The sequence below is a fragment of the Streptomyces sp. NPDC006385 genome, from assembly GCF_040612485.1.
GTDB lineage: Bacteria > Actinomycetota > Actinomycetes > Streptomycetales > Streptomycetaceae > Streptomyces.
Genome location: NZ_JBEXQG010000006.1, coordinates 191,952 through 216,524 on the forward strand (window position 1 = coordinate 191,952; position 24,573 = coordinate 216,524).

Consider the following 24,573-nt stretch of genomic DNA (forward strand, 5'->3'; position numbering starts at 1 on the left):
CAAGGGGCCGGACGGAAAGGCAAGTTGACGGTCGAGCTCAGCGCCAGCGACATCGAGCTCCTGCGCAGGTTCCAGAAACTGACGCCGTACTACAGCAGCATCACCGAGCGCACACGCTCCACGAACTTCGCCGAGACTGCCCACTCAGCGGTCTGGAGCCTCTGCTCCCTCGAAGCCAGGACCAAGATCAACGAAAATGGCCTGCCTTACGGCCGCAAGTCGAAGACGATCGCCCCGCCCAGCGGCGAGTTCTCGAGTCGCGACTACCTACGCGGGGTCATCGACGCGGACGGCTCGGTCGGCTACACCAGCAAGGGCTTCCCCTTCGTCTCCCTCACGACGGCAAGTACCGCGATCGGGGCGTACCTGTGCCGCTACGCCAAGGAAGTGACGGGGGCTCAGCGCAACATCAAGCGCAATGCGCGAGACGACATCTACAACGTCCTCTACACCATGGAGGTCGGCCAAGCTCTGACCTTGGACCTCTATTACCCCGGGTGTCTGTCCCTGGAGCGCAAGCGCGCTGCCGCCGATTCCCTCGCCAACTGGACGCGCCCGCCACCATGAGGGCCGCCTACACGACACGCCGCTGGAACGAGCACGAAGACCGGATCCTGCTGCGGCACAACAACCCAACTTCGGCCGCCGAGGCGCTCGGCAGGACCGTTCAAAGCTGCAGCCTTCGGCTGTGGCGCTTGCGTACCGGACAGGTCCCCACGCCCAGCGGGCAGTGAACAAACGCGGGCCCGGCTTCCCCGGGCCCGCCCTTGTCAGCCTTTCACGCAGATGAACTGCTTGAGCTTCGCCACGACCTCGACCAGATCACGCTGCTGCTCCATCACCTGGTCGATGTTCTTGTAGGCCCCCGGAATCTCGTCCAGCACGCCGGAGTCCTTACGGCACTCCACTCCTCGCGTCTGCTCCTCCAAGTCCCGCACCGTGAAGCGGCGCTTCGCCGCGTTCCGGCTCATACGCCGACCGGCCCCGTGCGAAGCCGAGTTGAAGGCCTTCTCGTTGCCGAGCCCCTTCACGATGTACGAGCTCGTGCCCATCGAACCCGGAATGATTCCGAACTCACCAGAGCCGGCCCGAATGGCGCCCTTGCGCGTGACGAGCAGATCCATGCCCTCGTAGCGCTCCTCGGCTACATAGTTGTGGTGGCAGGAGATCTCCGTCTCAAAGGTCGGCTTCGCCTTCTTGAACTCCTTCCGGACCACGTCCTTCAGGAGCGCCATCATGATCGCGCGGTTGTACTTGGCGTACTCCTGAGCCCAGAACAGATCGTTCCTGTACGCCGCCATCTGCGGAGTGTCCGAGACGAACACCGCGAGATCGCGGTCGACCAGCCCCTGGTTGTGCGGCAGCTTCTGCGCGACGCCGATGTGGTGCTCAGCCAGCTCCTTGCCGATGTTCCGGGAACCGGAGTGCAGCATGAGCCAGACCGAATTCGACTGATCGAGACACAACTCGATCATATGGTTGCCGGCTCCGAGCGTTCCCATCTGCTTCCCGGCCCGCTCCTCCCGGAACTTCACCGCCTCAGCAACCCCGTCGAACCGCCCCCAGAAGTCGTCCCACCCGGCGGTACCGAACCCGTGCAGCCGCCCCGGATCCACGGGGTCGTCGTGCATCCCGCGCCCCACCGGAATCGCCTGCTCGATCTTCGACCGCAGCCGCGACAGATCCCCCGGCAGGTCGTTGGCCGTCAGCGATGTCTTCACCGCCGACATCCCGCACCCGATGTCCACCCCCACCGCCGCGGGACACACGGCCCCCTGCATGGCGATGACGGACCCGACCGTCGCGCCCTTCCCGTAGTGGACGTCCGGCATGACCGCCAGCCCCTTGATCCACGGCAGCGTCGCGACGTTCCGGAGCTGCTGCAGGGCCACGTCCTCGACCGTCGCGGGATCGGTCCACATACGGATCGGTACCTTCGCGCCCGGCATCTCCACGTACGACATATCGTCCTCTATCCCCCGGAAACAAAACACAAGTCTGAAATCGCAATACCGGCGCCAGGGTCGACGAAAAGGACAACGGACCGGCGTCCACGGCAGTGCGTGCGATAGACATTGTCTCCAGGGGGCGCCCCCGCTCAGCAAGCGAATAACCAGCGGGGACACTGAAAGACCGGCAACGGACCGACCACACGACCACCGTCGAGAGGAGCCTGACCGTGCAGCGGAAGGCGTACGTATCCGGCGTCGCCGCGCTCCTCGCGGTGCTGCTGGCCGGCTGCACCGGCAGCTCCGACGGCGGCGGCACCACCGACGAGTCCAACCCCGACGACGCCGGTACGGCGACCGCGGTGGCCGAGCCCGGCCGGTACCGCACGCTCCCCGAACCCTGCGGCGTGGTCGGCGCGGAGACGCTCGACTCGCTGCTGCCCGGCATCAAGCAGCTCACGGACGCGGAGCAGCGCGAGAAGGCGTACGAGGGCACGCCGACGCCCACCTTCGACACCGACCGCAAGGCCGGCTGCCGTTGGAAGGTGGAGTCGGCGCAGGCAACGGACCATCTCCTCGTCGACTTCGAGCGGGTGGTGTCGTACGACACAGCGGTCAGCGACGACAGCGAGGCGCAGCGGCTGTTCGCGAAGGAGCAGGAGGCGGCCGACCTTCCCGAGCCGGTGGTTTCCGGCACGCCCGGCAGCGAGGACGGCGGCGGCGAGAGCGGCGAGTCCGGCGAGGGCACCCCGTCCGCCGGCCCGAGCGGCTCGCCCTCCTCCTCGGCCTCGCCGGTTTCGGGGGACACCTCGTCCGCCGCGTCCCCCTCTCCCTCCGTCTCCGACTCCGACTCCGACTCCACCGATGCCTCGACACCCGCCGAGCTTCAGCCGCGCGTCCTCGACGACCTCGGGGACGACGCCTTCCTCGACGACGTGCTCGGCAGCTCCGGTTCGACGGCCCAGCAGCGCACGGTGACTGTGGTGTTCCGCACGTCCAACGTGATCGTGAGGATCGAGTACGCGGAGCAGCCGGCGACCGTCGGCGTGGTGCCGGACAGCGAGGAAATGCAGGACAGGGCCCGGAAACTGGCCGCGCAACTGGCTGAAGCGCTGGCGGAGTGACGCCCCTCGGCGACCCCGGTGCGCCCGGGTGCGACGTAACCGAAACGAGACCACACAGCTTCTTCACCGCGTACCGTGGCCCCTCGGACCCGATCCGACCGCAGGAACCACGAGTGTCAGTCATGAGTGAAGGAACCATGCAGCGAGCAGCAGAGCGAGACCAGCATGACCGGCGTGAGCAGCGTGAGCAGCGCGTGAAGGGCCTTCACCGCGTCCTTGTCTGCGCGGCCGCCGTCCCCGTGATGCTGATCGCCTCGGGTTGTTCCTCGGACTCCGGTTCGGACGACGGAGCCGGGGACAGCGCGAAGGCCCCGGCGTCGGCGTCGGCGACCGCGAGTCCGTCGCCGACCGTGCAGGCGGCCGCGTACAAGTCGCTTCCCCAGTCGTGCAAGGTGCTGTCGAAGAAGACGCTGGAGGACCTGGTCCCGGAGGCCAAGTCCGGCAAGGCGGGCTCGTCGGACGACGCCTCGTCGCGGGCCTCCTGCTCCTGGAGCAGCCTGGACAACAACGGTGTGAAGGGCTCGCAGTTCCGCTGGCTCAACGTCTCCCTGCTGCGTTTCGACTCGGACGTCACGAGCGGCTCGGCCGACAAGCTGGCGCGCGAGTACTACGAGACGCAGACGCAGGACGCCCGGTCGGTGAGCGGCGCGAAGAACACGAAGTCGGAGCCGGTCGCCGGAGTGGGCGACGAGGCGACGGCGGTGCGTTATGACCTGAAGAAGAAGGAGGGCGCCTTCAAGCAGGAGACGGTCGTGGCCCGGGTGGAGAACGTGGTCGTCACGGTCGACTACAACGGCGCCGGCCTGGCCGGTGAGAAGACCCCGAGCGCGGACGCCCTGGACAAGCTGGCGCGCAAGGCGGCCAAGGAGGCGGTGGCCGCGGTGCGGGAGGCGAACGGCGGCGGCAGCGCGGGCACGCCGAGCAGCGCCCCTTCGAAGTCGGCTTCGGAGTCTGCCCCGAAGTCCCCCTCCGGCAGCGCCTCGAAGGCGGCGGCGAGCTCCCCGTCCAAGTCAGCGCCGAAGAGGAGCTGACCGTCACACCTGCCCCCCGCTGAGCTCGAAGTACCAGCTCAGTGACGCCTTTTGACCGAGCCCGGCCCGCTTGAGGGACCGGGCTCGACTCGTACGGCGATCCGTACGCCGCACAGATGTGCCACCCTGTTGCGCGCAACAACACGCAAGGGGAGGGGAGTACGAGTGGCCGCGCCACCGCAGCTGACTCGGACGCACCGCATTCTCATCGGTGTGGTCGTGTTCGGCGCCGTGATCATCGCCGCCATCGGCTTCGCCGGTTCGTACGCGGCCGTCCGCGAGCTGGCCATCCAGAAGGGGTTCGGGAACTTCAGCTATGTCTTCCCGATCGGCATCGACGCGGGCATCTGTGTCCTGCTCGCCCTCGACCTGCTCCTGACGTGGATCCGCATCCCGTTCCCGCTGCTGCGCCAGACGGCCTGGCTGCTGACGGCGGCGACGATCGCGTTCAACGGCGCGGCCGCCTGGCCGGACCCGCTGGGCGTCGGCATGCACGCGGTGATCCCGATCCTGTTCGTGGTGGCCGTGGAGGCGGCCCGGCATGCGATCGGCCGTATCGCGGACATCACGGCCGACAAGCACATGGAGGGCGTCCGTCTGACGCGCTGGCTGCTCTCGCCGGTGCCGACGTTCCTGCTGTGGCGCCGTATGAAGCTGTGGGAGCTGCGCTCGTACGAGCAGGTCATCAAGCTGGAGCAGGAGCGCCTGGTCTACCAGGCCCGCCTGCGCTCCCGCTTCGGCCGCGCGTGGCGCAGGAAGGCGCCGGTGGAGTCCTTGATGCCGCTGCGGCTGGCACGCTACGGCGTCCCGCTGGCGGAGACGGCCCCGGCGGGCCTGGCGGCGGCCGGCATCGAGCCGGCGCTGCTGCCTCCGGCGCCGAAGCAGGCTCTGGACGCGGCGCCGGAGACGGACGCGGCGGCGATCGGTCCTGCCGTCGGGGCGGTTCCCGTGCCCCAGCGCTCGACGCCGGCCGGCGAGCAGCGCCCGAAGTCGGCCGGTACGCCCAGTCCCGAGCAGCCGGAGTATGTGCAGGACTGGTTCAACACCCCTCGCCAGGTCGAGTACCACGGCGGCTACAACCCCTCGTACGACCCTCAGGAGCACTACGAGGACTGGTACGAGGAGCAGCTCCGGGCGGAGCAGTACCAGGACCAGTACCAGGAGGAGCCGCCGGCCCAGGAGCCCGCTCCGGAGGAGACCGGCACCTTCCCGATCCCCGTGACCGGCAACCGCACCCGCCGGCTCGGTGAGGGCGGCGGCCCTCCGGAGCCCTCGGATCCGACCGAGGAGGACTACTACCAGGTCTTCCGGCAGTCGATCGACGGCAGCTTTCCCACGCCCCGTGTCCTGGGCGACAACATCCAGGCGACGTACGGCAGGACGCTGAGCGTCAGTGAGCTGAAGACCCTCACGGAACGCTTCCAGAACCGCTTCAACACGGAGCTGGAAGAGGACCACATCGCCTGACACATCGCATGGCACATCACATGACAAAGGGCCCTGCGAACAGGGCCCTTTGTCATGCGAGCTACTCCCCGAGCAGGGCCCGCACCCGCTCCTGCCCCACCGCGAGCAGCAGCGTGGGCAGCCGCGGCCCGGTGTCCCGGCCGACCAGCAGGTGGTACAGCAGCGCGAAGAACGACCGCTGGGCGGTCTTGATCTCCGGCGGCAGCTCCTTGGGCGTGGCGTCCGCGGAGAACCCGGCCTGCACCTTGGGCACGCCGTACACGAGGTGGGTGAGTCCGTCGAGCGACCAGTGCTCGGCGAGCCCGTCGAGGAGCAGCCGCAGTGACTGCTGGGACGCCTCGTCGAGGGACTTCAGCAGCTCGGCGTCGGGCTCGTCCCGGACGATGGTGCGCTGGTCGGCGGGCACGTGCGTGTTGATCCACGCCTCGGCCTTGTCGTACCGGGGCCGTGCCTCGTCCAGCGTGGCCAGCGGGTGGTGCGGGTCCAGCTCGGAGAGGATGCGCAGCGCCTGGTCCTGGTGCCCGGCGGTGATGTCGGCGACGGACGCGAGCGTCCGGTACGGCAGCGGCCGGGGCGTCCTCGGCAGCTCGCCGCCCGCCGTGCGCACCGCGCGGGAGTGCGCGGCGACGTCGGCAGGCAGCGCGGAGCCGTCGGCGACCTTGGCGTCGAGCTTGTCCCACTCGTCGTAGAGGCGCTGGATCTCCTGGTCGAAGGCGATCTTGAAGGACTGGTTGGGCCTGCGCCGGGAGTACAGCCAGCGCAGGATCTGCGGCTCCATGATCTTCAGCGCGTCGGCCGGGGTGGGCACCCCGCCGAGCGACGACGACATCTTGGCCATGCCGCTGATGCCGACGAAGGCGTACATGGGCCCGATGGGCTGCTTGCCGCCGAAGATCCCGACGATCTGCCCGCCCACCTGGAAGCTCGATCCCGGCGACGAGTGGTCGACGCCGCTGGGCTCGAAGACGACGCCCTCGTAGGCCCAGCGCATGGGCCAGTCGACCTTCCAGACCAGCTTGCCGCGGTTGAACTCGTTGAGCCGGACGGTCTCGGCGAAGCCGCACGCGTCGCAGGTGTACGACAGCTCGGTGGTGTCGTCGACGTACGAGGTGACGGTGGTGAGGTCCTTCTCGCAGTTGCCGCAGTAGGGCTTGTACGGGAAGTACCCGGCGGAGCCGGAGCTGCCGTCGTCCTCGCCGGCCGCGCCGGAGCCCTCGGCGGCCTCCAGCTCGGCCACGTCGACGGGCTTCTGCGGCGTCTTGGGCCCGGTCTTCGGCTTGGTGCGGTACTGCGCGAGAACGGCGTCGATCTCAGCGCGGTGCTTCATGGCGTGCAGGATCTGCTCGCGGTACACCCCGGAGGTGTACTGCGCGGTCTGGCTGATCCCGTCGAACTCCACGCCGAGCTCGGCGAGCGAGGCGACCATGGCCGCCTTGAAGTGCTCGGCCCAGTTCGGGTAGGGCGAGCCCTTGGGCGCGGGCACCGAGGTCAGCGGCTTGCCGATGTGCTCGGTCCATGTCTTGTCGATCCCGTCGACCCCGGCCGGCACCTTGCGGTAGCGGTCGTAGTCGTCCCAGGAGATCAGGTGGCGCACCTGGTACCCGCGCCGCCTGATCTCGTCGGCGACGAGGTGTGGGGTCATGACCTCGCGCAGGTTGCCGAGGTGGATGGGGCCGGAGGGGGAGAGTCCGGACGCGACGACGACCGGTTTGCCCGGGGCCCGACGCTCCGACTCCTCGATGACCTCATCCGCGAAACGGGAGACCCAGTCGGTGGTCTCGGTGCTCTGAGCCACGATCGGCACGTCCTTCTTTCTCCAGGGCAGCCGTACGGTCCACGGCTGACGCCCCATTCTCCCAGACGGCATCGCGCCCGGGAAAACCGCTTTACCCCCCATGGGATACTGAGCGTGTCTATCGATTCCCACGAGGAGAACGGCACCCATCCCATGACCTCGGTCACGTCGCTCACCGATCAAGTCCGGCAGCGTCTCGCGAACGCCCTCTCGGCCATCCGGCCGGAGGCCGACGCGGACCCGTTGCTGCGACGCAGCGACCGGGCCGACTTCCAGGCCAACGGGATCCTGGCCCTCGCCAAGAAGGCCAAGTCGAACCCTCGCGAGCTGGCGACGCAGGTCGTCGGCAACGTCGTCACCGGTGACGTGATCAAGGACGTCGAGGTCTCCGGCCCCGGCTTCCTCAACATCACGATCGCCGACAAGGCGATCACCGAGAACCTCGCCGCGCGGCACGCGGACGGCGAGCGCCTCGGCGTGCCGCTGAAGCAGAACCCGGGCGTCACGGTCATCGACTACGCCCAGCCGAACGTGGCGAAGGAGATGCACGTCGGCCACCTGCGGTCGGCGGTCATCGGTGACGCCCTGCGCGGCATGCTCGACTTCACCGGCGAGAAGACGATCGGCCGGCACCACATCGGCGACTGGGGCACCCAGTTCGGCATGCTCATCCAGTACCTGTTCGAGCACCCCGGCGAGCTGGCCCCGCCGGAGGACGTCGACGGCGAGCAGGCCATGTCGAACCTCAACCGGGTGTACAAGGCGTCGCGTGCCGTCTTCGACTCGGACGAGGACTTCAAGGAGCGGGCCCGCAAGCGGGTCGTCGCCCTGCAGTCCGGCGACAAGGAGACGCTCGAACTCTGGCAGCAGTTCGTGGACGAGTCGAAGGTCTACTTCTACTCGGTCTTCGAGAAGCTGGACATGGAGATCCGCGACGAGGAGATCGTCGGCGAGTCCGCGTACAACGAGGGCATGCCCGAGACCGCCCGCCTCCTGGAGGAGATGGGCGTCGCGGTGCGCTCCGAGGGCGCGCTCGTGGTGTTCTTCGACGACATCCGCGGCAAGGACGACCAGCCGGTCCCGCTGATCGTGCAGAAGGCCGACGGCGGCTTCGGCTACGCGGCCTCCGACCTGACCGCGATCCGCGACCGCGTCGTCGACCTGCACGCGACGACGCTGCTGTACGTCGTGGACGTACGCCAGTCGCTCCACTTCAAGATGGTCTTCGAGACGGCCCGCCGGGCGGGCTGGCTCGGCGACGACGTCACCGCGCACAACATGGGCTACGGCACGGTGCTCGGCGCGGACGGCAAGCCGTTCAAGACGCGTGAGGGCGAGACCGTACGACTGGAGGACCTGCTGGACGAGGCGGTGCAGCGGGCCGCCGAGGTCGTCCGGGAGAAGGCGCAGGACCTCACCGAGGCCGAGATCCAGGAGCGGGCCGCGCAGGTCGGCATCGGTGCCGTGAAGTACGCGGACCTGTCGACGTCGCCGAACCGGGACTACAAGTTCGACCTGGACCAGATGGTGTCGCTGAACGGCGACACGAGCGTGTACCTGCAGTACGCGTACGCCCGGATCCAGTCGATCCTGCGCAAGGCGGGCGAGACGAAGCCGGCCGCGCATCCCGAGCTCGAACTCGCCCCGGCGGAGCGGGCGCTCGGTCTGCACCTGGACGCGTTCGGAGACACGGTCTTCGAGGCGGCCGCGGAGTACGCCCCGCACAAGATGACGGCATACCTGTACCAGCTCGCGTCGCTGTACACGTCGTTCTACGACAAGTGCCCGGTGCTGAAGGCCGACTCGCCCGCGCAGGTGGAGAACCGTCTGTTCCTGTGCGACGTGACGGCCCGGACCCTCCACCAGGGCATGGCCCTGCTGGGGATCCGGACGCCCGAGCGGCTCTGAGCGTCTGCGCCACTGGTCCGGCCCGTCCTCCTCCTCGCGGAGAGGACGGGCCGCGGTCGTCCGGCTCAGGGCCGGGGATCAGTGCGCGTTGGCGAACCGCTTGAACGCGGCCTTGGTGCCCGGTCCGGCGATCCCGTCGATCGCGCCGGTGTAGCCCCAGTGGGCCTTCAGCAGGCGCTGCAGTGCCTTGATCGTGTTGGGGCCGACGATTCCGTCGATCGCGTCGTTGTAGCCCCAGTACTGCTTGAGGCAGCGCTGGAACGCCTTCCAGCTATTGGTGCCGAGCTGCCCGTCGATCGCGCCGGTGTAGCCCCAGTACTGCTTCAGCCAGCCCTGTACCTTCTTCGCCTCGGCGACGGTCAGGCCGAGGTTGTTCACCGCGAGGACGGAGACCTCGGAGCTGACGGCCGGCTTCGTGTCCGGTGCCGCGAAGGCGGTGCCCGCGGTCGCCAGGCTGCCTGCGGCAAGGCCGACGACGGCGCTGACGCTGACGAGGGTCCTCGTCCACACATTGGGTCGCATGCGTGTACCTCTCGCTGTGGGTCGGGTGGTGCCTGGCCCTGCTGCCGGGCCGGCGAGTCGAGAGTGCGGGGCGGACGGCACGGTTTGCCACAATTGCCGCGGAAGTGACGTCACCGCGGGACGTCCCCTCCTGTGACCTGTGCGGACGCCGTCCGCGGTGACGACGTGGCGGGACGGCGGGAGCGTGCGGTGGCCGATTCCGTACCGGTGCGGGAGCCCGCTTCCGGTACGGGGCGCCGGGAGCTGGTGCAGAATGCGGACGGGCGCGGGGACGCCGACCACGGACCGCGGGCCCGACCGTGAACGCGAATGGGGGGAACATGTCGCGTTGGGCAGCGCTGCCCGCGGAACTGGATCCGCGGGTGCGGCAGTTGGTGGTGCGGTTACGCCGGTTGAAGGATCACAGCGGGCTGAGCCTGCGGCAGCTCGCGGCCAGGACGGGGTACAGCCCGAAGTCCTGGGAACGGTATCTGGGCGGCAGGTCGCTGCCACCCCGGGAGGCCGTCGAGGCGCTGGCCGGGGTCGGGGGCGAGGATCCGACCCGGTTGCTGGCGTTGCGCGAGGTCGCCGCGGAGGCGTGGGGGAAGGGGCGCGGGACGGTGACCACGGCGGCCGTTTCCGTGCCCGAACCGGCGGAACCGTCGCGGGGACCGGCACCGGCACCCGCACCGGCACCGGCACCCGCACGGGAGATCCTGTCGGCCGAGGTCAACGGGGCGAGATCTGCCGGGGGTTCGGTGCGGGTCGCGCTCGTGGCGGGGGCGGTGTCGCTGGTGCTGTCTCTCTCCACGGCGGTCCTGCTCGTCGTACGGCTGGGCGGCCAGGCGGAGGTGGGCGTGACGGATCCCGTCGCCGCGTCGGCACGGGCGTCGGACCCGCCCGGGTACACCTGCCGGGCCGAGCGGATCGACGGCCGCTGGTACACGGGCAACAGCCGCACCCGGGACGCCATCGTGGCGGACGGCCATGCCGGGCCGGAGGTGGCCGAGGTGCAGTGTCTGCTGCACAGGGCGGGCATCTCGCCGGGCGCCGTCGACGGGATCTTCGGGCCGGTGACGGAGGGCGCGGTCAGGCGGTTCCAGGAGCGGGCGGGGCTGGTCGTGGACGGCGTCGTCGGGCCGCACACCTGGAAGGCGCTACGGCGATGACGGCACCGTCGCCGGAATGGGCCCAACTGGCCACCGCCCTGCGGGAGCTGAAGGCACGCACCGGCCTGAGCCTGGTCGGCCTCGCGGCGAAGACGGCGTTCAGCAAGTCCTCCTGGGACCGCTACCTCAACGGCCGGACGCTGCCTCCGCGCGACGCGGTGGCGGAGCTGTGCCGCCTCGCCGGCGAGCCGGAGGGGCGCTGTCTGGCCCTGTGGGAGATCGCGGAGTCGGAGTGGAGCGGGCGGGCGGCGCGGGGGCGGCGATCCCTGCCTCCGGCCCCGCCACCGCGGGAGACGGCATGTCCTGGTGACAGCGTCGGCGACACCGCCGTTCACCGGGGTGCGGCGGCCTTGGCGGTGCTCGCGTCGGTGTGTGCCGTGGTGGTCGGGGGCGTCGCCGCGGTGGTCCTGCTGCTGCCGCACCGGGAGGGTGAAGCGCGGTCGTCCCTGTCGCCGCCCTCGGCCGTGACCGAGCCGCGCTGCCGGGGAGCGGCCTGTGAGGCCAGGAGCCCGATGGACATGAAGTGCGCCTCCGCCCCGGCGACCCTCGCCTCCCACCGCACCGCGGCCGGCGCCTCGATGGAACTGCGCTACAGCGAGGAGTGCGGGGCGAGTTGGGCCCGGATGTGGGGGACGCGGGTCGGCGACCGGGTCGAGATGACGGCGGCCGGACGGGACGGGCGCGACGGTCGTGACGGTCGTGACGGTGAGGAAGGCCATGAGGGTCTCGGACGTGGCGTCCGCAGCGCGGAGGTCCAGGACGCCGCCGACGCGGACGCCTACGTCTACACCCCCATGACGGCGGTTCGGCCTGGAGCCGTCGTCCGGGCCTGCTTCCGGCCGGCGACGGGCGGCGCGGCGGAGTGCTTCACCGGCCGGGTGGCCGGGTGAGGCACCGCTCGTTGTCAGTGCCGCCGCCTACAGTCACCGACATGGCGACACTTCCGAATCCCCTGCCGAGGCTGACCACCGACCCCACGGGCGCCGCCCTCGGCCTCCAACTCCCGCCCGGGCGGCTGCTGGACGCGACCGGTGACGGGGCGTGGCGCGAGCCGCTGCTGTGGCTGGCGGACGGCCGGGCCGCTCCCGGCGGCTGGGCCGCGCTCCGGCGGACGGCACCGGCCGCCGGCCTGCTCCCGGTGCTCCTCGAGGTCGGTGCCGGTCACGGCGGGCCGGAGCTGTGGGAGTTGATGCCGGGAGAGATGTCGTATCCGGGGGATCACGACGCCGAGGAGGTGCTGGCGGAGTTCTGGGAGGAGTACGCACCGGAGGACACGCAGTCCGAAGACACGGAGTCCGAAGACACGCAGTCCGAGGACACGGGCTGGCCCGGTCCGGCAGGCACCCAGCGTCCCGGCGCCGTCCCGGACCCCGAATCCGTCGCCTCCGACGTCGTGGGCTCCCTCCTCGACGGCGGTGGCCCCCTCAAGGACCCCCGCCTCGCCCTCGTCCCGGCCCGCCGCAGCGCCGACATCCCGACGGCGATCGGCTGGACGGGCCCGGCGAACCACGAGAGCGACACCGGCCGGCTGTCCGCGGTGCTGCGCTCCTGGGAGGACCGGTTCGGCATACGGGTCGTGGCCCTCGGCTTCGACACCCTGCTGGTGTCGGTCGCCGCCCCGCCCACCACGCCCGCCGAGGCGCAGGCCCTGGCCGCCGAGCACTTCGCGTTCTGCCCGGACACCATCTGGCAGGGCCGTGACACGACCCTCCGCGCCTACGCCGAGAACCAGCTCCTCGACCAGCCGGCCTGGCACTTCTGGTGGGACTGACCGAGCGCCCCGACTACGGCAGCAGCCGCATCCCGTCCGGCGCGTCGATCCCGAACTCCTCCGCCAGCAGCCGCCGCGCCTCCGCCTCCTCGGTCACCTCGCGCTCCACGACCGTCCCGTCCGCCCGGGTCTCCGTCAGAAGCCGGGCGTCGAGGAGGAGGTGGCGCTCGGCGGTGATGCTCTGGACGTAGACGCGCTGGGTGAAGGGCGAGCGCGGGTTGGTGCCGATGTGCCAGTTGATGACCTCGAAGTCCGGCTTCTCGAACGGCTCCACCGTGAAGGCGTACTGGTCGGCCCAGTCGCCCTTCACCTGGTCCTGGGCCTGGAGCAGCCACAGGTCCAGCGGCCCGTCGTGCGGCACGTGGACGAGCCGGTGCCGGCGTTCCGCGTCCCGGAACTCGACACCGGCCGTCAGCGGCACCGGCTCCAGCAGCGCGCCGATCGCACCGAAGCCGACGTCCGCGAGATACGGCTGCGGATCGCCGGGAGCCTCGACGAGGAGCGCCATGTGGGTGCGCGGCCGGCTCTCGATGCGGTCCGCTCCCACGACGACGCGCGCGGCCAGCCGGGTCACCTTGAAGCCCAGCGTCTCGAGCACACCCGCGAACAGGGTGTTGTGCTCGTAGCAGTAGCCGCCACGGCGGCTGTGGACCAACTTGGCCATCAGGTCGGCCGGTTCGAGGGAGGGGGCCGTGCGCCGCAGGGCGTCGAGGTTCTCGAAGGGGATGCCCCGCATATGCGCCAGGTGCACTCCCCGCAGCGTCGCCAGGTCGGCCCGCCGCTCCCCCTCCCAGCCGATCCGCCGGAGATACGCATCGAGATCGAACCGCAAGTTGTCGGACATGACTGCACCCTAGGAAGGTAGGCCCGGGCCCGTCTGCGGTCCGTAGCACGACCCGTCCTGGATCATTGGCCCTAGGACCGCAGCCCCTGCCCCAGCCTCCTGAGCCCCTCCTCGATCTCCTGCGGCGTCTGCGTGACGAAGCACAGCCGCAGCGTCGACCGGTCGGGCTCACCGGCGTAGAAGGGCGCTCCGGGGACGTACGCCACGTCCTGCCGCACCACCTGCGGGAGCAGGGCCGTCGTGTCGTACGCCTCGGGCAGGCGGGCCCAGAGGAACATGCCGCCCTGGGGCCGGTTCCAGGTCGTGCCCTCCGGGAGTGCCCCCGGCAGGCCCGCCAGCATGGCGTCGCGGCGTTCGCGGTAGACGTCCCGGACACGGGCCAGGTGTGCGTCGAGGCCGGTGAGGCAGCGGGCGGCGGCGAACTGGTTGACGGTCGGGGTGTGCAGGTCGGCGGCCTGCTTGGCGACGGCACACGCGCGGCGCAGGGCGGCGGGCGCGCGCAGCCAGCCCAGTCTCATGCCCGGCGCCATCACCTTGGAGAAGGAGCCGAGGAGCACGGTGCGGTCCTCCGCTCCCGGGTACGAGGCGATCCAGGGCACGGGCTCGCCCTCGTACCGGAGTTCGCCGTACGGGTCGTCCTCGACGATCCACACCCCGCACCGGGCGGCGACCTGTGCGACGGTGGCCCGGCGCTCGACGGGCAGGGTTCTGCCGGTCGGGTTCTGGAAGGTGGGGACGGTGTAATAGAGCTTCGGCCGCTCCCGCACGACCAGTTCCTCCAGCGCCCGCGGATCCACGCCGTCCGCGTCTCCCGGCACGGCCACGATCCGCGCTCCCGCGAGGCCGAAGACCTGAAGTGCCGCCAGATAGCAGGGGTCTTCGACGAGGACCGTGTCCCCGGGGTCCACCAGTGCGCCGGCCAGGAGCGACAGGCCCTGCTGGGAGCCGGTGGTGACGAGGAGGTCGTCGGCGCCGGTCGCCAGGCCCCGCGCCGACAGCCGTGCGGCGAGCCCGGTGCGCAGGCTCGGTTCGCCCTCGGTCATGGAGTACTGCAACGCCTGCGCCGGCGTCTCGGCGAGCACGTCACGGAAGGCGGCCGCGATGCCCTCCCGGTCGAACAGCTCCGGGGCCGGGAGTCCGCCCGCGAAGTTGATGACCTCGGGGCGCGCGGTGACGGCCAGGATGTCCCGTACGGGCGAGCCGCCGACCGCCCCGGCCCGCGCGGCAAGCGGCGGCGGGACGGCGACTGCGCTGTGGTGAGGCGCGGGCTCGATGACGGTCATGACACGGCTCCTTCGGCTGCGGCGACACGGGCGTCGGCTCGTGCCGGGCAGCCTAGAGAACTGCATGCCACCTACAAGCAGATTTCCGGGATGCGGACCTCACGCCGCCGTCGGCGACGCCCGCCGCCGCACTCTCCGGCCTCAGGTGTCCCGCGCCGACGCTGCGGGACATGCCATCCCCGCAGGTCAGCAGCGGCCCCCCTACTCGGGCGTCCCGAATTCCCGGCCGAAGGTGGCGGCGGGGACGAGTGATCGCGCAGGCTGAGCCCCGACGCCAACCCCACCCATGGAGAGGGCCACCCCATGTCCGCGTCCGCACCGCCCGCCCGTCACCACCGCGCCCGGCTGTTCGCCGCCACGCTGGTGGCGATCGCCTCGCTCACGCTGACCGCGTGCGAGGACGGCGAGGGCCTGCGCGACGAGGGCCCGTCCACCCACCAGAAGCCGACCGCCCACCAGGAGCCGACCGCCCACCGGGGCCTCGGAGACGCGAAAGGCCGCCCGGACGGCGTCCAGGCGGCCTCCATGCCATGAAGCACAGGTCACGCGGCGAACGGCATTACGCGAACGCCGCGAGCTCCTTCGGGTTCGGGCCGTACTTGTTCTGGCCCGCCTCGCTGTCCGAGCACGTGAAGACCAGCATGACGATGAAGCCGACGAGCGGGATCACCGAGATGAGGACCCACCAGCCGGAGCGGCCCGTGTCGTGCAGCCGGCGAATGGTGACGCCCAGGCTGGGCAGCAGGGTCGCGACCGCGAAGATGCCGGCGAGGGCCGTGAAGTCGATCGCGAAGCCGACGCCCATGCACACGATGTAGAAGATGCTGTTGAACAGCATGTACATCCAGTACTCCTTGCGACGCGCACGCCCGCCGAAGACCGCGTACTTCTTGAGCGCCTCGATGAACCAGCTCATTGCATCCCCCCAGGGATCGAACGTGAGACCCCTCCAGAACGGATCAGGCCAGGCGCAGAACGTAGGGATGAGGGCGAGAACTCGTCAATTCACTTGATTCGTGCAGCTCGTCGAGCCGGACAGGGTCCACTTCCCAAATCGCCCCCGCCACGGGCCGTCGATTTCCGGACAGAACCACTGAAGATCGCCGTGTGATCCCCACGGACTCCCGGGGCGGCCGCCGAACGTTCCCCGAACCGAGTTCCGGCCGTTGCCGAACCGAGCACGTTCCGATGTCAGCCCTTGATCGATCCGAGGCCGGAACGAGCCGGAACCGTAGCCCGGCAGCCGCCCGCGAGAGCGGCGTCAGCCCAGCCGGCGCGCGGCCTCGACCGCCCAGTACGTCAGAATGTTGCGCGCCCCCGCCCGCTTGATGCCGGTCAGGGTCTCCATGATCGCCCGGTCCCGGTCGATCCAGCCCTTCTCGGCGGCGGCCTCGACCATCGAGTACTCGCCGGAGATCTGGTAGGCGGCGACCGGCACGTCCACCGCGTCGGCGACCCGGGCGAGGATGTCGAGGTAGGGACCGGCGGGCTTCACCATCACCATGTCGGCGCCCTCCTCCAGGTCGAGGGCCAGCTCGCGCAGGGACTCGCGGACATTCGCCGGATCCTGCTGATACGTCTTGCGGTCGCCCTTCAGCGAGGAGGCGATGGCCTCCCGGAAGGGGCCGTAGAACGCGGAGGCGTACTTGGCGGTGTAGGCGAGGACGGCCACGTCCTCCCGGCCGATCTGGTCGAGGGCGTCCCGGACGACCCCGATCTGCCCGTCCATCATTCCGCTGGGCCCGACGACATGGGCGCCTGCGTCGGCCTGCACCTGCGCCATCTCGGCGTACCGCTCCAGGGTCGCGTCGTTGTCGACGCGCCCTTCCGCGTCCAGCACCCCGCAGTGCCCGTGGTCGGTGGTCTCGTCGAGGCACAGGTCGGACATGACGAGGAGGTCGTCCCCCACCTCGGCCCGCACATCGCGGATGGCGACCTGGAGAATCCCGTCCGGGTCCGTCCCGGGCGTCCCGAGGGCGTCCTTCTTCTCCTCCTCGGGCACCCCGAACAGCATGATCCCGGAGATACCGGCCTGCACCGCCTCCGCCGCCGCCTTCTTCAGGCTGTCCCGCGTGTGCTGGACCACGCCCGGCATGGCGTCGATCGGCACCGGCTCGCTGACGCCCTCGCGCACGAAGGCCGGGAGGATGAAGTCGGCCGGGTGCAGCCTGGTCTCGGCGACCATGCGCCGCATGGTGGGGGTGGTCCGCAGACGCCGCGGCCGCGTGCCGGGGAAGGATCCGTACGTCGTCATGCCACCTACGCTACGCCCGCCCCGGCGGCGCCTTTGCCGACGAGCCGTCGGCGGCGGAGCGGGCCGCGGCCGCCCACATGCGGCCCCCCACCCGCCGGGTCCATCCTGAGGAGGAGACCCCAGGGCCGCACCGGCCCCCGCACGCAAGGACCCCGACGGCCCCGCCCCTCCCGCCTCGCCGCCGCCGTCCCTCCGTACGTACGCGCACCACGGAGGACGCGATGACCGCCACCCACCACAACACCCCCGACCGGTTCGCCCTGTCCGAGATCCACGGCCCGGTCCTGCGCCCCGGCGACGACGGCTACGCCGAGGAGGTCACCGGCTTCAACCTGGCCGCGTTGCACACCCCCGACGTGGTCGTGGGCGCGACGGGCGTCGACGACCTCGTGACGGCCCTGCGCTGGGCGTCGGCCACCGGCACCCCGGTCGCGGTCCAGTCGACGGGCCACGGCGCGAACTTCCCCATCGACCACGGCCTGCTGATCAGCACGGCCCGCATGACCGACGTACGCGTCGATCCGCACCAGCGCCTGGCGACCGTCGCGGCCGGGGCGAAATGGCGGCACGTCCTGGAGGCGGCCGCGCCGCACGGGCTCGCCGCGCTCACCGGCACGTCCACCGACGCGGGCGCGGTCGGCTACACGCTCGGCGGCGGGCTCCCCGTCATGGGCCGGGCGTACGGCTACGCGGCCGACCTGGTCCGCTCCTTCCAGGTCGTCACGCCCGACGGCACGCTCCGCGAGAGCGACCCCGAGCACGAACCGGAGCTGTTCTGGGCCCTGCGCGGCGGCAAGGGCACCATGGGCGTGGTGGCCTCCATGGTCTGCGAGCTGCTGCCGCTGTCCACGATCCTCGGCGGCGGCGTCTACTGCCCCGGCGAGCACACCGAGGCCGTCCTGCGCGCCTGGGCCGACTGGACGCGGACCGTCCCGGACGAGATGTGCAGCGCCTTCACCCTGCTGCGCCTGCCGCCCATCCCGGAGATCCCCGAACCGCTGCGGGGCGGCTTCTGGGCCCGTGTCGCGATCGCCTGGCCCGGAGACCCGGCCGAGGGGCAGCGCCTGCTGGCCCCGATCCGCGCGGCGGCGCCGGTGGCGGTCGACACGGTGGAGGAAATGCCGTACGCCGCCCTGGACCGTATCCACATGGAGCCGCAGGACCCGCTGCCGGCCCGCGAGTCGTGCGCCCTGCTGCGCGACCTGCCCCCCGACGCCATCCGCACCTTCCTGGAGCAGGTGGGCCCCGAGGTTCCCGACTGCCCCCTGCTGCTGGTGGAGATCCGCCACATGGGCGGCGCCCTCGCCCGCCCCGCCCGCGTGGAGGACGCGATCTGCGCCCGGGACGCGCACTACATCCTGGAGACGGTGGGCGTCCTGGCCGCCCCACCGGCAGCCGCGGCCATAGAACGGGCCACCGCCGCCCTGAACACGGCGATGGCCCCCTACGGCACGGGCCGCACGATGATCAACATCCACGGCACCCCCGGCGACGAGTCCGACCGGGCCCGGGCCTGGACCCCGGAGGTGTACGACCGTCTGCGCAAGGACAAGTCGACCTACGACCCGGCCAACCTGCTCCGCTTCGGCCACACGGTACCCGCGGCCCCCTGACGGCCCGGGAACCTCAGAACCACCCCCGCTCCCGGGCGAGCAGCGCCGCCTGGAAGCGGTTGGTGGCCTGGAGCCGGGTCATCAGCGAGGCGACGTGCTTGCGATACGTCCGCACGGAGATGCCCAGGTCCCGCGCCCCGCTCTCGTCCTTGTCCGCGGCGTACAGGGTCCGCAGGATCCGCCGCTCGATCTCGGTGGGCAGGTCGTCGTCCTGAGCGGGCAGCTCCTGCGCCATCGCCCACATCCGGTCGAAGAGGGTGACGAGGGTGGCGACGAGACCGGGTTCGCGGGTGAGCAGCGCGCCCTTGGAGGTGTCGGCCGGGTCGATGGGCGTGAGGGCCGCGGCCCGGTCGCAGATGATCATGCGTTCCAGGGGCTGGTGCGAGATCCGGATCTCCGCCCCCTTCGCCGCGAGCTCCCGCAGATAGGACAGCGTGGTCGGATCGTCCAGCGCGGGTGCCGCCATGAGGGTGCGCATCCGCACCCCGCGGCGCAGGATCCGCAGGTCGATGGGGCGTGAGAAGTCCGCGGACTCGGGCGTGATGATGCCGCCCGGATTGGTGGTCAGGCTCTCGGTGCGGGCGAAGAAGGTGAGTTCGTCGATGACGGCCCGTACGGCCTCCATACCCTCGATCTGCTGCACGGTCGGCGCCTCGGACGGCGCGGACGGCAGCGCGGTCACCGCCTCCCGCTCCGCGCGCAGCGAGTCCACGATGCCGTCGGCCTCGGCGGCGTCCTCCAACTCGCCCCGCAGCCGGTCCAGTCGGCGCTCGATGAGCCGCTCCACGGCCCGCGCGGGTGGTACGGGCCGCAGCGACCCGGTGTGGGTACGGGTGGCGATCCCCAGCTCGACGAGCTGGTCGGCGGTCTCCGCGGAGACGTCGGCGACAACCTGGTCAGGGTTCGTCGCACCGTCCCGCAAAAGCCGGCGGTAGGCGTCCTCCTCCTCTCTGCCCACACCGAGGAACTGAAGACTTGGCTGCGTCATGGATTCCCCCTGCACGACCTGGTCATGATCTCGCCACCAAGACATACCTCGTGTTCCGCCCCTGGCGCCATGGCCGTGCCACGTCGTCGGTCGCCGCGGGGCGTGCAGGAAACGGCACGAGCGGGCCGCAGCAAGTTGCACGATCTGCGTCTCGTTCGGGGGCGGGCGTCACGGCAGAGTTGTTCTCGCAAGGAGGCCAGACCGCAAGAGAACGGACCTCAGGCGGGAACCGGCCCCTTGCGGACAGCACCGACCATTCGCACTTCAGGGGGAAAGTCATGAACCGCTCTGCTGCCACCACCAGGACCACCGCCGCCCGCCTCGTCCGCACCGGCGCCCGCGCCACCGCGACCCTGCTCGCCGCCGGCGTCCTCGCCCTGACGGCCCAGGGCACCGCCCAGGCCGCCGAGGCCCGGCCCGCGAGCCACCACCAGGCGGCGTCGGTCTCCGCCCACCTGCGGATGCCGAACCTGCCGGCCCTGCCCCACGTCCCCTCGCTCCCGGGCGACGTCCTGGACCCGATCGTCGACGTCCTCAACGGCGGCAACCACGACTGGGGCACCGCTCCGCTCGACTAGGACTCCGGCCGCCAGGACTCCGGCCGCCAGGACTCCGGCCGCCAGGGCTCTGGCCTCCAGGACTCCGGCCTCCGAGCCGCAAGGACCCGGTCACCTCAGCCCCGCCCGTCCAGGACCTTCCCTGCCCTCAAACGAGAGAGATATATGCCGCTATGACGGACTATTCGGTTCTTATCCCGTTCGTGCCGCGCCGCCTGGAGCAGACGCTGCCGTTCGCGGGCCTGGTGAACTGGACGCCCGCCGTGAGGCTCTGGCAGGGACAGTCGATGCTCCTGGAACCCCACCAGACCTTCGTCGGGGCGGCCGGAGCCGGGTTCCGCGTCCCGGTCGGCTTCGGAGTGACCCTGATGCCGCTGCGGCACCCCTTCGAGGCCGCCAACCAGGCCCGTTCGGTCGCCCTCGCCACCGGCCACCCGGTGATCGCGGGCTTCGGCCCGGGCGCCCCGGCCTTCCAGGAGAACATGCTGGGAGCGCCGTACCCGAAGCCGCTGGCCGTCGCCCGTCAGTACGTGACCGCCGTACGCAGGCTCCTCGACGGGGAGTTGGTGCGGATGGACGGCCCGGAGTACCGCTTCCAGGCGCAGCTCGCCCCGGCCGCCGCGCCCCGCGTGGACGTCGGTCTGGGGGTGCTGCGACCGGGCATGGCGCGGCTCGCCGGCGAGGTCGCCGACACCGTCATCACCTGGCTGACCCCGTCCTCCTACCTGCGCGAGGTGCTGCTGCCCGCGGTCGAGGAGGGCATGGCCCGGGCCGGCCGCACCGACCGCCCGCGCATCGTCGCCATGGTCCCCGTCGGCCTCCACCGGGAGGACACCGCACCCGAACGGCTCGCGCTGGCGAGCAACTATGCCCACCTGCAGGCGCCGCACTACCTGGACATGCTCAGGCGGGCCGGCGTCGAGGTCGACGGTCAGGACGTGCACGCCGTCGCACGCGGCGCGGTCGACGCGGGCGCCTTCGTCACGGGCGACCTCGACGAGGTCGTCAAGCGGCTCGACGAGTACCGGCAGGCCGGCGTCGACGAGATCGTCCTCAACACCACCGGCGTCAACAAGATGTTCGGCACCCAGGAGGCGATCGGCGACCTCACGGAGATCCTCCGCAGCGCCGTCTAGCGCGCCCTCACCCCTCTCCCCAGCCCTTCCCACACCACACAGGACAAGCAGGACAGACAGCCATGGACACACCCACGCGCAGACGCGCGAAGGACCACATCATGTCGTGGGGTTCCGGCGGCCGCCGCCCGGCCACCGTCCCCGAGGGCTCCGTCGCCACGATCGTCCTCGCCGACGCCCGCCACCTCGACGCCGTCACCGCCTCCGGCCTGGCCGGCCCCGGCACCCTCGTCTTCGTGCCCGGCACGGAAGAGGCGACGCAGGGCACGATCCCCTACGGCGGCTCCCTCGCCGACCCCGGCGCGGACTTCGCCCTGGGCGAGGACTTCTACCTCCAGACCCAGGACTACGCCTCCAGCGCGTACATGTCCGTCCTCGGTCCCACCCTGATCCGTGTCTTCGGCACGGAGGACTTCTCCGCCTTCCTCACCGACGCCGACCGCGCCCTGCACGAGGGTGTGTTCCCCGAGTTCCTGATCACACCGGCGGTCCTGCTCGCCGACACCGCCGCGCTCGGCGGCCCCCTCGACGCCGACGGCCCCGATCTGCGGCTGTACGTCGACGCCGAAGGACGCGTCTCCACCTCGCCGTCCGGCTCCCCGCTGGGCACCGTCGGCGACGACCTGGCGACCCTCGTCACCCGCTACGAGCACGTCAACGCCGCCAGCGAGGCCCCGTGCGCGGTGAGCCTGGGCGCGGCCGTGCCCGAGGAGGCGCGCACCGCGGCCCTGCAGACCCGACCGTTCCTCGGCCGCTACCTGGCCGCTGTCAAGGCGCTGCGCGCACTGACCGCCCAGGACGTCGGCGGCCTGAAGGTCTCCGGCTTCGGCCACCGCCTGGCCGCCGCCGTCACCGGCGACGCCGACCTGCGCGACCCGTCGCTCCCCCTGGTCCTGTGGAACGCCGAACAGGCCTACGTCGTCGCCGGCGGCCGCGTGTTCGCCGTGGACCACTCCTTCGCCACCGCCGTCGAGGGCGTGACGACGGGCACCACCGACCACCTCCCCGTCCACGTCCAGGACCAGGTCCGTGCCTTCTTCACCGACCGCGGCCTGCCCCTGGGCACCCCGACCACCCGCATACCGGCAGGTGTCCGATGACCGTCCTCACCCTCCCGCCCGGCCTCGGCGGCGAGCGCGTCACCGCCCTCGGCGACCGCGCCCGGCTCTGCGGCCTCTACGACACCCTGGGCTCCCCCGTCTACGACGACCTCGCCGCCGCCGACGGCTTCGAGATCGGCGACATCGTGGCCGCCGTCCGCACCGGCACCGAGGGCCCCGTCCTCGACCTGGCCGCCGGAGCCGGCCGCTTCACCCTCCCGCTGCTGGCCACCGGACGCGAGGTCACCGCCCTCGACCTGTCCGCCGACATGCTCGACCTGCTCAAGGCACGCCTGGCCAGTGCCCCGCGCTCGATGCGGGAGCGCTGCACGGTCGTCCAGGGCGACATGGCCGCCTTCGACCTGCGCCGCGGCTTCGGCCACATCGTCCTCGGCACCACCTCGCTGTCCCTTCTGGACGCCGAGGGCCGGGCCGGCCTGTACCGGGCGGTGGCCGCCCATCTCGTGCCGGGCGGACAGTTCCTGGTCTCCGTGATGGAGCGGGCCGACGACGAGGCCCCGACCGAGGTGCACTCCCGGGTGCGCGGCGCGAGCGGGACGGCGTACGACCTGTACGAGTACTGGCCGGCCGGCGCCGACCACCGCTACGTCACGATCGCCCCCGCCGAGCCCGACGCCGACGGTCCCGTCACCGTGTGCGTCGACGAGGTCGGCACGATGAGCATCGCCGCCATCGAGGCCGAGCTCGCCGAGGCCGGGCTGACGGTGGCCGGACGCCGGCCGCTGACCGGCATGGGCGACCGGCACCGCGTGACGCTGCTGAAGGCGGTGGCCACCCGATGAGCAACGCCCTGTGGCCCTACCTGATCCCGCCGAGCACCCACGGCAACGACGCGAACTGCGCGGTGAGCGCCCGCGGTCACCGCATCACCTTCGCCGACGGCAGCGAGGTCCTCGACGCCGACAGCGGTCTGTGGAACGTGCAGATCGGCTACGGCAACGAGGCGATCGCCGCGGCCGTCGCCGAGGCCGCCGCGAACGGTTCCTACCTGCACTCCTTCCGCTTCGAGAACACCTACGCCCGCAAGGCGGCCGACGACCTGCTCCAGGTGTGCGGCCCCGAGCACTACGGCCGGGTCCTGCTCTCCACCGGCGGAGGCGTCGCCAACGACGCCGCGATGAAGCTCGTACGGCACTACCACGCACTGAAGGGCCGCCCGCAGCGCAACCTGGTGGTCGCCCTGCGCGGCAGCTTCCACGGACTGACCTTCGGCGGCTTCGCCCTCACCGGCGAGGACCTCGGCCAGCGCGTCTACGGCGTCGACCAGCGGCTGATCCGCCACGTCACGCCCAACGACGTGGCGGAACTGAGGGACCTCGTCGCCCGCAGCGGGCGGCAGATCGCGGCCGTCGTGGTCGAGCCGGTCCTCGGCACCGGGACCATCCCGCTGACCGACGACTACCTCGCCGAACTCGTCCGGCTGCGCGACGAGACCGGGTTCCTGCTGGTCGCCGACGAGGTCGCCACCGGCTTCGGCCGCACCGGCACCTTCTTCGCCTCGCAGACCTGGCCCGGCCGGCCCGACGTCCTGCTCTCCTCCAAGGGCCTGACCAACGGCACCTGCCCCGCCTCGGCGGTCGTCTTCTCGCAGGAGATCGCCGACGCCTTCACCGGCCACGACGCGATCCTCACCCACGCCGAGACCCAGGGCGGCACGTCCATCCCGTCCGCGGCGATCAGCGCGGCCATCGCCGAGATGCGGCGCCTGGACGCGGTCGTCGCCGGCCGCAGGGTCGCCGCCCGCCTCGAAGCGGCCCTCGCCGACCTCGTGGAACGGCACCCGCTGGTCACCGGCTCCTCCGGCCGCGGCTGCTTCCACACCCTGCACATCGGCGGCCCCGGCGGCCACCGGCTCTCGCCGCCCGGCGTGGCCCACCTGGTGGCCGCGATCCGCAAGGCCGGCGCCATCGTCCACCCCGGCCCGGCGGGCATCCAGCTCGTGCCGAGCCTGACGTACTCCGACGCGGAGGTCGACGAGCTCATGACCTGCGTGGAGTCCGGCCTCAACTCCCTTGTCCCCGGCGCCGCTCCGGCCGCCCGCCCCTGATCACCCCGCCCCCTG

At 71.3% G+C, this 24,573-nt stretch carries 23 protein-coding genes; 15 read left to right on the top strand and 8 right to left on the bottom strand.

Translation table 11 applies throughout. From position 1 onward, the window contains the following. Positions 1–24 precede the first annotated feature (24 nt). The gene (locus tag ABZ078_RS07050) at positions 25–567 is read left to right on the top strand and encodes an LAGLIDADG family homing endonuclease (RefSeq protein ID WP_356572405.1); all 543 of its coding nucleotides are present in this window, start codon (positions 25–27) and stop codon (positions 565–567) included. Positions 568–770: 203 nt separating this feature from the next. Here ABZ078_RS07050 and ABZ078_RS07055 read toward each other — a convergent pair whose 3' ends face one another. Further along, entirely contained in the window at positions 771–1,964 is a 1,194-nt protein-coding gene (locus tag ABZ078_RS07055) for an RtcB family protein (RefSeq protein ID WP_356572407.1), read from the bottom strand. Positions 1,965–2,179: 215 nt separating this feature from the next. On the opposite strand from ABZ078_RS07055, the gene ABZ078_RS07060 reads away from it, so the two are divergent. The 3 genes from ABZ078_RS07060 (at position 2,180) to ABZ078_RS07070 (ending at position 5,571) form a co-directional block, all read left to right on the top strand. Further along, positions 2,180–3,073 (top strand): DUF3558 domain-containing protein, encoded by an 894-nt coding sequence (locus ABZ078_RS07060; protein ID WP_356572409.1) that lies wholly within the window; start codon positions 2,180–2,182, stop codon positions 3,071–3,073. Between the two features lie 137 nt (positions 3,074–3,210). Next, a complete protein-coding gene (locus ABZ078_RS07065; protein WP_356572411.1) occupies positions 3,211–4,104 on the top strand; it encodes a DUF3558 family protein in 894 nt (297 codons plus the stop codon). 165 nt (positions 4,105–4,269) lie between these two features. Beyond that, the gene (locus ABZ078_RS07070) at positions 4,270–5,571 is read left to right on the top strand and encodes a DUF2637 domain-containing protein (protein WP_356572413.1); all 1,302 of its coding nucleotides are present in this window, start codon (positions 4,270–4,272) and stop codon (positions 5,569–5,571) included. Between the two features lie 61 nt (positions 5,572–5,632). Here the strand turns inward: ABZ078_RS07070 and lysS are convergent, their stop codons facing one another. After that, positions 5,633–7,375, bottom strand: a complete 1,743-nt coding sequence (gene lysS, locus ABZ078_RS07075; protein ID WP_356572483.1) for a lysine--tRNA ligase — start codon at positions 7,373–7,375, stop codon at positions 5,633–5,635. 144 nt (positions 7,376–7,519) lie between these two features. Between lysS and argS the strand changes: the two genes are divergently transcribed. Further along, entirely contained in the window at positions 7,520–9,274 is a 1,755-nt protein-coding gene (gene argS, locus ABZ078_RS07080) for an arginine--tRNA ligase (protein ID WP_356572485.1), read from the top strand. A 78-nt stretch (positions 9,275–9,352) separates the two neighbouring features. Here the strand turns inward: argS and ABZ078_RS07085 are convergent, their stop codons facing one another. Then, positions 9,353–9,796: a peptidoglycan-binding domain-containing protein gene (locus ABZ078_RS07085; protein WP_356572414.1), complete on the bottom strand. Its 444-nt coding sequence runs from the start codon at positions 9,794–9,796 to the stop codon at positions 9,353–9,355. Between the two features lie 320 nt (positions 9,797–10,116). Here ABZ078_RS07085 and ABZ078_RS07090 point away from each other — a divergent pair, with 320 nt between their 5' ends. Genes ABZ078_RS07090 through ABZ078_RS07100 form a run of 3 tightly spaced genes read left to right on the top strand, consistent with a single transcriptional unit; the run spans position 10,117 to position 12,715 of the window. Further along, positions 10,117–10,944 (top strand): peptidoglycan-binding protein, encoded by an 828-nt coding sequence (locus ABZ078_RS07090; RefSeq protein ID WP_356572416.1) that lies wholly within the window; start codon positions 10,117–10,119, stop codon positions 10,942–10,944. Further along, a complete protein-coding gene (locus ABZ078_RS07095; protein ID WP_356572418.1) occupies positions 10,941–11,834 on the top strand; it encodes a DUF2690 domain-containing protein in 894 nt (297 codons plus the stop codon). Before ABZ078_RS07090 ends, ABZ078_RS07095 begins: the two co-directional genes overlap by 4 nt. 41 nt (positions 11,835–11,875) lie before the next feature. Beyond that, a complete protein-coding gene (locus ABZ078_RS07100; RefSeq protein WP_356572420.1) occupies positions 11,876–12,715 on the top strand; it encodes a DUF4253 domain-containing protein in 840 nt (279 codons plus the stop codon). A gap of 13 nt (positions 12,716–12,728) precedes the next feature. Here ABZ078_RS07100 and ABZ078_RS07105 read toward each other — a convergent pair whose 3' ends face one another. Both ABZ078_RS07105 and ABZ078_RS07110 read right to left on the bottom strand, forming a co-directional pair. Beyond that, on the bottom strand, positions 12,729–13,559 hold the full coding sequence (locus tag ABZ078_RS07105) for an arylamine N-acetyltransferase (RefSeq protein ID WP_356572422.1): 831 nt from the start codon (positions 13,557–13,559) through the stop codon (positions 12,729–12,731). Positions 13,560–13,630: 71 nt separating this feature from the next. Continuing rightward, positions 13,631–14,842, bottom strand: a complete 1,212-nt coding sequence (locus tag ABZ078_RS07110) for a PLP-dependent aminotransferase family protein (RefSeq protein ID WP_356572424.1) — start codon at positions 14,840–14,842, stop codon at positions 13,631–13,633. A 303-nt stretch (positions 14,843–15,145) separates the two neighbouring features. On the opposite strand from ABZ078_RS07110, the gene ABZ078_RS07115 reads away from it, so the two are divergent. Then, positions 15,146–15,376 (top strand): hypothetical protein, encoded by a 231-nt coding sequence (locus ABZ078_RS07115; protein ID WP_356572426.1) that lies wholly within the window; start codon positions 15,146–15,148, stop codon positions 15,374–15,376. A 25-nt stretch (positions 15,377–15,401) separates the two neighbouring features. Here ABZ078_RS07115 and ABZ078_RS07120 read toward each other — a convergent pair whose 3' ends face one another. Further along, on the bottom strand, positions 15,402–15,758 hold the full coding sequence (locus ABZ078_RS07120) for a DUF805 domain-containing protein (protein WP_356572428.1): 357 nt from the start codon (positions 15,756–15,758) through the stop codon (positions 15,402–15,404). A gap of 345 nt (positions 15,759–16,103) precedes the next feature. Continuing rightward, a complete protein-coding gene (hemB, locus tag ABZ078_RS07125) occupies positions 16,104–17,096 on the bottom strand; it encodes a porphobilinogen synthase (protein WP_356572430.1) in 993 nt (330 codons plus the stop codon). Positions 17,097–17,317: 221 nt separating this feature from the next. Between hemB and ABZ078_RS07130 the strand changes: the two genes are divergently transcribed. Then, positions 17,318–18,709 carry an FAD-binding oxidoreductase gene (locus tag ABZ078_RS07130; protein WP_356572432.1) on the top strand — a complete coding sequence of 464 codons (1,392 nt, stop codon included), beginning with the start codon at positions 17,318–17,320 and terminating at the stop codon, positions 18,707–18,709. Between the two features lie 13 nt (positions 18,710–18,722). Here the strand turns inward: ABZ078_RS07130 and ABZ078_RS07135 are convergent, their stop codons facing one another. Beyond that, on the bottom strand, positions 18,723–19,697 hold the full coding sequence (locus ABZ078_RS07135) for a LuxR C-terminal-related transcriptional regulator (protein ID WP_356572434.1): 975 nt from the start codon (positions 19,695–19,697) through the stop codon (positions 18,723–18,725). 278 nt (positions 19,698–19,975) lie between these two features. Here ABZ078_RS07135 and ABZ078_RS07140 point away from each other — a divergent pair, with 278 nt between their 5' ends. From ABZ078_RS07140 to mpaD, 5 genes are all read left to right on the top strand, one after another. Further along, entirely contained in the window at positions 19,976–20,275 is a 300-nt protein-coding gene (locus ABZ078_RS07140) for a hypothetical protein (protein WP_356572436.1), read from the top strand. Between the two features lie 152 nt (positions 20,276–20,427). Then, complete coding sequence (locus ABZ078_RS07145; protein ID WP_356572438.1) at positions 20,428–21,390, top strand: LLM class flavin-dependent oxidoreductase; 963 nt, start codon at positions 20,428–20,430, stop codon at positions 21,388–21,390. 62 nt (positions 21,391–21,452) lie between these two features. After that, a complete protein-coding gene (gene mpaB, locus ABZ078_RS07150) occupies positions 21,453–22,490 on the top strand; it encodes a daptide biosynthesis RiPP recognition protein (protein WP_356572440.1) in 1,038 nt (345 codons plus the stop codon). Next, complete coding sequence (mpaM, locus tag ABZ078_RS07155; protein ID WP_356572442.1) at positions 22,487–23,293, top strand: daptide-type RiPP biosynthesis methyltransferase; 807 nt, start codon at positions 22,487–22,489, stop codon at positions 23,291–23,293. Before mpaB ends, mpaM begins: the two co-directional genes overlap by 4 nt. After that, on the top strand, positions 23,290–24,558 hold the full coding sequence (mpaD, locus tag ABZ078_RS07160) for a daptide-type RiPP biosynthesis aminotransferase (protein ID WP_356572444.1): 1,269 nt from the start codon (positions 23,290–23,292) through the stop codon (positions 24,556–24,558). The genes mpaM and mpaD overlap by 4 nt, the downstream gene beginning before the upstream one ends. The last annotated feature ends 15 nt before the right edge of the window (positions 24,559–24,573 follow it).